Consider the following 7,715-nt stretch of genomic DNA (forward strand, 5'->3'; position numbering starts at 1 on the left):
GCTTAATGCGTATGATAAAGCGCTACGAAAACAGGAGCCTGACATGCCTGCCGTTCTCTCTGCTTGTTGGCGCTATGTGCGCGCCTTCGCCATCATCTATGCGGCGCTTTACGCCGGAATGGGGATTTCTGCCCTGCTCCCGATAACCATTCCCGGCAGCATCATCGGCATGCTGCTGCTGTTCCTGTTGCTGGCGCTGCAAATCATGCCGGTTGAGTGGGTGAAACCTGGATGCCATTTACTGATTCGCTACATGGCGCTGCTGTTTGTACCGATTAGCGTCGGCGTGATGGGCTATACCGATATCCTCACCGCACAGTTCGGGCCGATTGTGGTGTCGTGCATTGTCAGTACTTTTATGGTGCTGCTGATTGTGGGGCTCAGCGCAGAACGTTTGCAGCGCCCGCAGGAGAAGCCGAATGAGTGATGCATGGTGGTCGCTGCCGCTAACCGTGATCGCCTATTTTCTGGCGCGCAAACTGGCGGCGAAAATCAATATCTCCATCGTCAATCCATTGCTGGTGGCGATGGCGATTGTCATTCCAATTCTGCTGCTCACCAATCTGCCTTACACGCGCTATTTTGCCGGCAGCAGCCTGCTGAATCAGTTGCTGCAACCGGCGGTTGTCGCGCTGGCGTTGCCGCTGTATGAGCAGATGCATCAGATTCGTGCGCGCTGGAAAACCATCATCAGCGTCTGTTTCATCGGCAGCATTACGGCGATGGTGTCGGGTACCGCGATTGCGCTGTGGATGGGCGCAACGCCGGAAATCGCCGCCACCATCATGCCAAAATCCGTTACCACGCCGATTGCGATGGCGGTATCCGCATCGCTGCACGGTATTCCCGCTATCAGCGCTATCTGCGTGCTCATCGCTGGTGTACTGGGTGCGGTGTTTGGCCATATGCTGCTTAATCTGTTTAAGGTGAAAAACAAATCTTCGCGCGGATTGGCGATTGGTAACGCTTCGCACGCGTTAGGCACCGCGCGCGCCGCCGAGATTGATTATCAGGAAGGCGCCTTCAGCTCACTGGCTTTGGTGATTTGCGGCATCATCACTTCGTTACTGGCACCGTTCCTTTTTCCGCTATTAATGCATTGGTGGGGCTGAAACTTGCGAGAGATCTCGCAAAGTTGAAACAACCCAATCAGCTTGCATTGTCAGAGCGACTTGGATCACATATAAAACCTCTGGCGGCGCATCGCCGCTAACGCGTAACTGAGGCCATCACATCATGCATTCACGATTCCTTACTGCTTTTTCTGCCCTGCCCGCTGCGCTGCAAGCTGCGATTCAGCCGCTGCTCGATGCGCCGGATTTCCATGGCGTATTGCGTCCGCAGGATGTCGCGCAACTGAAACAGCTTACCGGTCTGGATGATGATGCGCTGGCGCTGGAACTGCTGCCGCTGGCGGCGAGCTGCGCGGTGGCAACCGTATCAAATTTTAATGTCGGCGCGATCTCGCGCGGCGTCAGCGGACATTGGTACTTCGGTGCCAACATGGAGTTCCTGCACACGCCGCTGCAACAGACGGTGCACGCTGAGCAAAGCGCTATTACCCATGCCTGGCTGCGCGGTGAAGAGAAGCTGGCGGCGATTACCGTCAACTACACGCCGTGCGGACATTGCCGTCAGTTTATGAACGAGCTGAACAGCGGCACGGCGATTCGCATCAGCCTTCCGGGACGCGCGGTTAGCACGCTGGGCGACTATTTACCGGATGCGTTTGGTCCAGCCGATCTCAACATCACTGAACGTTTGCTGACGCCGATCGATCATGGTTTCGCGCTTACAGGTGATGCGTTGCAACAAGCCGCTATTGCCGCCGCCAATCACAGTCACGCGCCTTATAGCCTGAGCTACAGCGGCGTGGCGCTGCGCAGCCAGAGCGGCAAGGTCTTTACCGGCCGCTATGCGGAAAACGCCGCCTTCAACCCAAGCTTGCCGCCGCTGCAGGCCGCACTGATTTTGATGAACATGAGCAACGAAGCGCTGGAGACTATTCAGCAAGCCGTTTTAGCCGAATGTCAGAACAGCACGCTGAGTCAGTTGGATGCGACACGCGCTACGCTTAAGGCGTTAGGATGTGAGGATTTCTCACTTACTTTAGTTTCGAAAACATCAGTTTAGTGATCCTTTTACCGCTTTTGTGACCTTCTGTTAACAAAAGCTGTACATCTGCAGGAATTTTCATAGGATCGGGCGCCAGAACCTCTTCACTTCAAGATGGACTGGCGTGACCTTTTCCCGGCGATACGTCAGAAAACACTGCAACCGGAGCAAGCACTGCATGGAACTCGACTACGAAAGTAAACGCCCGCTGTATATTCCTTATGCGGGTCCGATCCTGCTGGAATTTCCGCTATTGAATAAAGGCAGCGCCTTCACCCTCGAAGAACGTAACGAATTTAACCTCAACGGCCTGCTACCTGAAGCGGTAGAAACCATCGAAGAGCAGGCAGAACGTGCCTGGCGCCAGTTCCTGGATTTCAAAAATAACAACGACAAGCATGTCTATCTGCGTAACATCCAGGATACCAACGAAACCCTGTTCTACCGCCTGCTCGACAATCATCTGGAAGAGATGATGCCGATTATTTATACCCCAACGGTCGGCGCCGCCTGTGAACACTTCTCTGAAATCTACCGTCGCGCGCGCGGCGTGTTCATCTCTTACAACAACCGCGACCGCATTGAAGACATGCTGCAGAACGCCACCAAGCAGAATGTAAAAGTGATCGTGGTGACCGATGGCGAACGTATTCTCGGTCTCGGCGATTTGGGTATCGGCGGCATGGGCATCCCAATCGGTAAGCTGTCGCTGTATACCGCGTGTGGCGGCATCAGTCCGGCTTACACCTTGCCGGTGGTGCTGGATGTTGGCACCAACAACCAGCAGCTGCTGAACGATCCGCTCTATATGGGCTGGCGTCATCCGCGCATCACGGGCGAAGAGTACGAACAGTTCGTTAACGAGTTCATCCAGGCGGTGAATCGTCGCTGGCCGAACGTGCTGTTGCAGTTCGAAGACTTCGCACAGAAAAACGCCATGCCGCTGCTGGAGCGTTATCGCGATGAGATCTGCTGCTTCAACGACGATATTCAGGGCACCGCCGCAGTGACCGTCGGCACCCTGATCGCCGCCAGCCGCGCTGCGGGCAGCCGCCTGTGCGAGCAGAAAGTGGTGTTCCTCGGTGCCGGTTCTGCCGGTTGCGGTATCGCTGAGCAGATCATCGCGCAGATGAAGTCGGAAGGTTTAAGCGATGATGAAGCACGTGCCCGCGTGATGATGGTCGATCGCTTCGGTCTGCTCACCGACAAACTGCCGAACCTGCTCAATTTCCAGAGCAAGCTGGTGCAGAAGAGCGAGAGCCTGAAAGATTGGGATACCGATAGCGATTCAATTTCTCTGCTCGACGTCGTGCGCAACGCCAAGCCGGATATTCTGATCGGCGTGTCTGGTCAACCAGGCCTGTTCACCGAAGAGATCATCCGCGAGATGCACAAGCACACCAAGCGTCCGATCGTTATGCCGCTGTCGAACCCGACGTCACGCGTGGAAGCGACGCCAGCCGACATCATCGCCTGGACCGACGGCGCTGCGCTGGTTGCCACCGGCAGCCCGTTCTCGCCGGTCACCTGGAAAGGGAAAACCTATCCAATCGCCCAATGCAACAACTCCTATATCTTCCCTGGCATCGGTTTGGGTGTTATCGCTGCAGGAGCGAGTCGCGTGACGGATTCGATGCTGATGACCGCCAGCCGCGCACTGGCCGACTGCTCACCGCTGGTTAACGATGGCGAAGGTCCGGTTCTGCCGGAGATCAAAGATATACAAGGCGTGTCCAAGCTGATTGCCATTGAAGTAGGCAAAGCCGCGCAGCTGGCGGGCGTGGCGGTGGTGACCTCGGAAGATGTGTTGTCGAAAGCCGTCAGCAACAACTTCTGGCTGCCGCAGTACCGTAATTATCGTCGTACTTCGATTTAATCGAATTTATGGCCGGATCGCTTAGATCCGGCCATGCTTAAAAAAACACCGCCCAACCGCCCTTAGCTTGCTTCCCCCGCCCGCCTCAAGTAGCCTTTATCCATTCTGAATTCTGCCAACCGAGTGCCCGCGCGCATGATTAAACGCGTTTTCTTTGGTCTGTTTTTCATCATCTTACTGATGGTGGCGACCGCGCTCGGCCTGGATCGCTGGATCAGCTGGAAAACCGCGCCCTTTATTTACGAAGATGTCACCTCGCTGCCGCATCGTCAGGTCGGCGTGGTCTTGGGCACAGCCAAGTATTACCGCACGGGCGTCATCAATCAGTATTACCTCTATCGCATTCAGGGCGCTTTGAACGCCTATAACAGCGGCAAGGTGAATTACCTGCTGCTGAGCGGTGACAATGCGCAGCAAAGCTATAACGAACCGATGACCATGCGCCGCGATTTGATTAAAGCGGGCGTCGCGCCGTCGGACATCGTGCTGGATTACGCTGGCTTCCGCACGCTGGATTCGATTGTGCGCACGCGCAAAGTGTTCGATACCAACGATTTCATCATCATCACCCAGCGCTTCCACTGTGAACGCGCGCTGTATATCGCGCAGCATTTGGGGATTCAGGCGCAGTGTTATGCGGTGCCATCGCCGAAAAACATGTTGTCGGTACGTTTCCGCGAAGTGGGTGCACGTTTGGGTGCGCTGGCGGATTTGTATTTGATGAAGCGCGAGCCGCGTTTCCTCGGCCCGCTAGTGCCGATTCCTGCGGTGCATGAAGTGCCGGAAGATGCGCAGAGTTATCCGGCGGTGACGCCAGAGCAGCTTTTAGAGTTGGAAGAGAAACTGCAGAAGTAAGTGTTACCGGTGCATTTTTAGGGTCGCCATTTATGACGACCGCCAATGTAAAAAGGGCCGCATTACGCGGCCCTTTGTTTGCTGTGTGATGTCTTATTTTTTACGTGCGTACTTCAGTGAATCCAGCGCCACGGCGAAGATAATGATGCCGCCCTTGATGATGTACTGCCAGTAAGGGTTAACGCCGATGTAGGTCAAACCGTAGTTGATCACGGTGAAGATGATGACACCGGTCACCACGCCCGCTACAGAACCCACGCCACCGGCAAACGACACGCCGCCGACCACACAAGCCGCAATCGCATCCAGCTCATACATAAAGCCGAGGTTGTTGGTGGCGCTGCCGATACGGCCCGCTTCCAGCATCCCGCCGAATGCGTAGAACACGCCAGACAGTGCATACACCAGAATCAGGTTGAACGGTACGTTTACGCCAGACACTTTCGCCGCTTCCGGGTTACCACCGATAGCGAAGATGTTGCGGCCGAAGCGGGTTTTATTCCACAGCACCCAAACAAATACGATGGCAATCACAGCGTAGAAGGTGATGAACGACAGTTTGAAGTCACCGAAACGCAGGAAGCCTTGGGCAAATTTGGAGAAGCCAGGATCGAAACCGGCAATCGGCGATGCACCCACAAAGTCGTAATAGAGTGAGTTGATGCCGTAAACGATGATCATGGTGCCCAGGGTGGTGATAAATGGCGTTACCTTGAGGTAAGCAATGATCACACCGTTCACCAGACCAATCACGCCGCCGATGATGCACACGGTCAGGATAACCACCGGAATTGGCACGGTATCCAGATGCGGGAACACCTTGTTCGCGTTATCCATCGCCTGCAGTAGCGTGGCGGCAACCACCGCCGCTAAACCTACCTGACGACCCGCTGAAAGGTCCGTACCCTGGGTGACAATCAAACCGGCCACGCCCAATGCGATAATAATACGCACCGAGGATTGGGTCAGAATGTTACTCAGGTTCATTAAACTTAAGAACGTTGGATCCTGGAAAATAATAATTGCCAGCAGTACAAACAGGACAACGTAAATGCCGCCCTCTTTTAACCAGGTTAGCGCATTCTTTTTAGTAGTCGCTTTCATGTTAAAGCCCTTGCTTCATTAAAGGTGTAATGACGCTAAACGCAGGATTTCATTCTGCGAGGTCGTTTTGGTATCAACAATGCCTGCTACCTGGCCATTACTCATCACTAAAATACGATCGGTAATACCCAACAGTTCTGGCATTTCAGAAGAGATAATAATGATGCCCTTCTCTTTCTTCGCCAACTCAGCAATAAGTTGGTAGATTTCGAATTTCGCGCCCACATCAATCCCGCGCGTTGGTTCATCCAGCATCAATATTTCCGGCTGCGTTAATAACCAGCGACCAATGATCACTTTTTGTTGGTTACCACCGGAAAGCGAACCAATTTGCGTATGATGACCCGGCGTTTTCACGCGCATCGAATCAATCACCCATTGGGTATCGCTTTTCATGCGTTTATTATCGAGCAGCCCCATGCTGGATTTATACTTTTTAATATTGGAGATAAGCGAGTTAAAGCCAATATCCAGATACGCATAAATACCGGTGGAGCGACGCTCTTCCGTCACCAGCGCAAAGCCGTGGTTAATGGCTTCGTTGGCGCTGTGGTTGTTAATCGCCTTACCGTGCAATTTAATCGTGCCGCCCGACTTTTCGCGAATCCCAAACAGGGTTTCGACGATGTCGGTACGCTTGGCTCCCACCAAACCGGCAATACCAAGAATTTCACCTTTACGCAGATCGAACGAGATATCACGAATCGAAGGCTGACGCAGTGAGGTTAAATGGCGCACCTCAAGAATGGTTTCCCCCGGCACGTTGGTCTTGTCCGGGAAACGCTGGTTCAATGAACGGCCAACCATCATCGAGATGATCTTGTCCATATCCAGCCCTTCCAGCGGCTGAGTGGCGATCCACTGCCCATCACGCAAAATGGTGATCTCATCGCACAGCTGGAAAATCTCTTCCATCTTATGCGAGATATAGACAATGCCGCAGCCGCGATCTTTCAGCTTACGAATAATCGTGAACAAATGGTTCACTTCTTTTTCGGTCAGCGATGATGTCGGCTCATCCATAATAACGATTTTGGCGTCATAGGAAAAAGCTTTGGCGATTTCGATCATCTGCATCTGCGAGACAGATAAGGTGGCGACTTTATCGCGCGGATCGATATCAATATCTAATTCATCAAAGATCGCTTTGGTATCGCGATACATTTTATCCTGATCGACAAACACGCCTTTACGTGGATAACGGCCAAGCCACATGTTATCCATGACGTTGCGCTGCAGAACCAGGTTTAATTCCTGATGCACCATAGAAACGCCATTTTCCAGCGCCTCTTTGGAGCTCTTATAATCAATTTCTTCACCCTGAAACAGGATGCTCCCCGTATCCTTTTTATAAATCCCAAACAGACATTTTAATAATGTAGATTTCCCGGCGCCGTTTTCTCCCATTAATGCATGAACGGAGTGCGGCCGCACTTTTAAATTCACATTATCTAAGGCTTTAACCCCTGGAAATGATTTCGAGACATTCGTCATCTCCAGCAGATATTCACGCTGTGTGGTCGGATTCTCACTGGCCATAATTTACCTGGCTAAATAAAGCGTTGGTCAGATGCAATAAGGCGCGGCGAAATGCCGCGCCCAGGATGAATTACTTCACAAACTGCGACAGATTTTCTTTATCTACTGGTACGTAAGGAACACGTACGATTTTGTTTTCCATCTTGAAGTTGGTGCCAGCGGTTGGCTCTTTGCCATTGGCCAGATTGTTAGCAATATCCAGCGTCGCTTTCGCCTGGTTTTCCGC

Annotated in this window: 7 protein-coding genes and 1 pseudogene; 5 read left to right on the forward strand and 3 right to left on the reverse strand. The window is 53.0% G+C overall.

What is annotated here, in order from left to right; all coding sequences use genetic code 11:
* Positions 1 to 43 precede the first annotated feature (43 nt).
* The 5 genes from RTY00_RS15525 (at position 44) to sanA (ending at position 4,846) form a co-directional block, all read left to right on the forward strand.
* Positions 44 to 427, forward strand: a complete 384-nt coding sequence (locus RTY00_RS15525) for a CidA/LrgA family protein (protein WP_312665056.1) — start codon at positions 44 to 46, stop codon at positions 425 to 427.
* Complete coding sequence (locus RTY00_RS15530; protein ID WP_293792942.1) at positions 420 to 1,112, forward strand: CidB/LrgB family autolysis modulator; 693 nt, start codon at positions 420 to 422, stop codon at positions 1,110 to 1,112. Before RTY00_RS15525 ends, RTY00_RS15530 begins: the two co-directional genes overlap by 8 nt.
* Before the next feature lie 124 nt (positions 1,113 to 1,236).
* Complete coding sequence (gene cdd / locus RTY00_RS15535) at positions 1,237 to 2,133, forward strand: cytidine deaminase (RefSeq protein ID WP_312665054.1); 897 nt, start codon at positions 1,237 to 1,239, stop codon at positions 2,131 to 2,133.
* A 160-nt stretch (positions 2,134 to 2,293) separates the two neighbouring features.
* Positions 2,294 to 3,991, forward strand: a complete 1,698-nt coding sequence (locus tag RTY00_RS15540) for an NAD-dependent malic enzyme (RefSeq protein ID WP_312665055.1) — start codon at positions 2,294 to 2,296, stop codon at positions 3,989 to 3,991.
* 135 nt (positions 3,992 to 4,126) lie between these two features.
* A complete protein-coding gene (gene sanA, locus RTY00_RS15545) occupies positions 4,127 to 4,846 on the forward strand; it encodes an outer membrane permeability protein SanA (protein WP_008104952.1) in 720 nt (239 codons plus the stop codon).
* Between the two features lie 93 nt (positions 4,847 to 4,939).
* Here sanA and mglC read toward each other — a convergent pair whose 3' ends face one another.
* The 3 genes and pseudogenes from mglC to RTY00_RS15560 all read right to left on the reverse strand — a co-directional run.
* The gene (gene mglC / locus RTY00_RS15550) at positions 4,940 to 5,950 is read right to left on the reverse strand and encodes a galactose/methyl galactoside ABC transporter permease MglC (protein WP_007889502.1); all 1,011 of its coding nucleotides are present in this window, start codon (positions 5,948 to 5,950) and stop codon (positions 4,940 to 4,942) included.
* A gap of 18 nt (positions 5,951 to 5,968) precedes the next feature.
* Positions 5,969 to 7,489 (reverse strand): galactose/methyl galactoside ABC transporter ATP-binding protein MglA, encoded by a 1,521-nt coding sequence (mglA, locus tag RTY00_RS15555; RefSeq protein WP_008104954.1) that lies wholly within the window; start codon positions 7,487 to 7,489, stop codon positions 5,969 to 5,971.
* Between the two features lie 70 nt (positions 7,490 to 7,559).
* Positions 7,560 to 7,715 (reverse strand): annotated as a pseudogene (locus tag RTY00_RS15560) (methyl-galactoside ABC transporter substrate-binding protein); the annotation flags it as partial.

Origin of the sequence: Pantoea sp. CTOTU49201 (genome assembly GCF_032054795.1) — a bacterium.
GTDB lineage: Bacteria > Pseudomonadota > Gammaproteobacteria > Enterobacterales > Enterobacteriaceae > Pantoea > Pantoea symbiotica.